This window comes from Aquamicrobium segne (genome assembly GCF_042656785.1).
GTDB classification, from domain to species: Bacteria; Pseudomonadota; Alphaproteobacteria; order Rhizobiales; family Rhizobiaceae; genus Mesorhizobium; species Mesorhizobium segne.
In genome coordinates this window covers 1-2,500 of record NZ_JBHSLL010000080.1, presented here as the reverse complement: position 1 = coordinate 2,500, position 2,500 = coordinate 1, and the positions used below count along the sequence as shown (strand labels likewise).

Below are 2,500 nucleotides of genomic sequence, written 5' to 3'. Positions count from 1 at the left end.
CCTGAAACCGATTGCCTACAAACAGTAGGAGCCCAAGGTTCGTCCTGGGTGACTACGTACCTTTTGTATAATGGGTCAGCGACTTAGTGTGTCGAGCAAGCTTAAGCCGGTAGGTGTAGGCGCAGCGAAAGCGAGTCTGAACAGGGCGTTCAGTTCGACGCATTAGACCCGAAACCGAGTGATCTAGCCATGAGCAGGTTGAAGGTAAGGTAACACTTACTGGAGGACCGAACCCGTTTCTGTTGCAATAGATTGGGATGACTTGTGGCTAGGGGTGAAAGGCCAATCAAACTCGGAAATAGCTGGTTCTCCGCGAAATCTATTTAGGTAGAGCGTCGACCGAATACCCTCGGGGGTAGAGCACTGGATGGGCTATGGGGACTCACCGTCTTACTGATCCTAACCAAACTCCGAATACCGAGGAGTACTAGTCGGCAGACACACGGCGGGTGCTAACGTCCGTCGTGGAAAGGGAAACAACCCTGACCTACAGCTAAGGTCCCCAAGTTATGGCTAAGTGGGAAAGGATGTGAGGATCCCAAAACAACCAGGATGTTGGCTTAGAAGCAGCCATCATTTAAAGAAAGCGTAACAGCTCACTGGTCTAAATAAGGGTCTTTGCGCCGAAAATGTAACGGGGCTCAAGCCATACACCGAAGCTTAGGGTTCGTGAGCAATCACGAGCGGTAGCGGAGCGTTCTGTAAGCTGATGAAGCCGTACCCGTGAGGGACGGTGGAGGTATCAGAAGTGCGAATGCTGACATGAGTAACGTAAGGGGAGTGAGAGACTCCCCCGCCGAAAGTCCAAGGGTTCCTGCTTAAAGTTAATCTGAGCAGGGTTAGCCGGCCCCTAAGGCGAGGCCGAAAGGCGTAGTCGATGGGAATCACGTTAATATTCGTGAGCCTGGAGGTAGTGACGGATCGCGTGTATTGTCAGGTCTTATTGGATTGATCTGGCAGTGAAGCGGTCCCGGGAAATAGCTCCTCCTTATAGCCCGTACCCGAAACCGACACTGGTGGACTGGTAGAGTATACCAAGGCGCTTGAGAGAACTATGCTGAAGGAACTCGGCAAATTGCACGCGTAACTTCGGAAGAAGCGTGACCTTGCAGCGGGCAACCGTTGTGAGGTGGCACAGACCAGGGGGTAGCGACTGTTTATCAAAAACACAGGGCTCTGCGAAGTAGCAATACGACGTATAGGGTCTGACGCCTGCCCGGTGCCGGAAGGTTAAGAGGAGAGGTGCAAGCCTTGAATTGAAGCCCCGGTAAACGGCGGCCGTAACTATAACGGTCCTAAGGTAGCGAAATTCCTTGTCGGGTAAGTTCCGACCTGCACGAATGGCGTAACGACTTCCCCGCTGTCTCCAGCATAGGCTCAGTGAAATTGAATTCCCCGTGAAGATGCGGGGTTCCTGCGGTTAGACGGAAAGACCCCGTGCACCTTTACTATAGCTTTACATTGGCATTCGTAGTGGCATGTGTAGGATAGGTGGTAGGCTTTGAAGCCGGGGCGCCAGCCCTGGTGGAGCCACCCTTGAAATACCACCCTTATTACTATGGATGTCTAACCGCGGCCCGTTATCCGGGTCCGGGACAATGTATGGTGGGTAGTTTGACTGGGGCGGTCGCCTCCTAAAGAGTAACGGAGGCGCGCGATGGTGGGCTCAGAACGGTCGGAAATCGTTCGCTGAGTGCAATGGCATAAGCCTGCCTGACTGCGAGACTGACAAGTCGAGCAGAGACGAAAGTCGGTCATAGTGATCCGGTGGTCCCGCGTGGAAGGGCCATCGCTCAACGGATAAAAGGTACGCCGGGGATAACAGGCTGATGACCCCCAAGAGTCCATATCGACGGGGTTGTTTGGCACCTCGATGTCGACTCATCGCATCCTGGGGCTGGAGCAGGTCCCAAGGGTATGGCTGTTCGCCATTTAAAGCGGTACGTGAGTTGGGTTCAGAACGTCGTGAGACAGTTCGGTCCCTATCTGCCGTGGGTGTAGGAATATTGAAAGGATCTGTCCCTAGTACGAGAGGACCGGGATGGACGAATCTCTGGTGGACCTGTTGTGGCGCCAGCCGCATAGCAGGGTAGCTATATTCGGACTAGATAACCGCTGAAGGCATCTAAGCGGGAAACTAACCTTAAAACGAGTATTCCCTATCAGAACCGTGGAAGACCACCACGTTGATAGGCCGGGTGTGGAAGAGCGGCAACGCTTGAAGCTTACCGGTACTAATAGTTCGATTGGCTTGATCGTTCTCATTACTAATGTTCATTATAACCAGCGCTCACGCATGAGTGGCCCTTCGGGCCTATGCTCTAGCCAAGGGCGCGGCACAAGCCGCGACGCGCAGTCGCGCTTGCGGGCCTTGCCCGTAAACTGCGCAAAGGCGCAAAAACAGCTTCTCAGATAGATGTGCTTCGCTGACCTGGTGGTTATGGCGGGGTGGCTGCACCCGTTCCCATTCCGAACACGGCCGTGAAACGCCCCAGCGCCA

General features: G+C 54.0%; 2 rRNA genes (1 of these 2 cut by a window edge). Both read left to right on the top strand.

Annotated elements, in window-relative coordinates:
• A 23S ribosomal RNA gene (locus ACFPLB_RS17595) occupies positions 1–2,259 on the top strand; it begins 633 nt to the left of the window's first position.
• 171 nt (positions 2,260–2,430) lie between these two features.
• Positions 2,431–2,500: ribosomal RNA gene (gene rrf / locus ACFPLB_RS17590) — 5S ribosomal RNA — on the top strand; the annotation flags it as partial.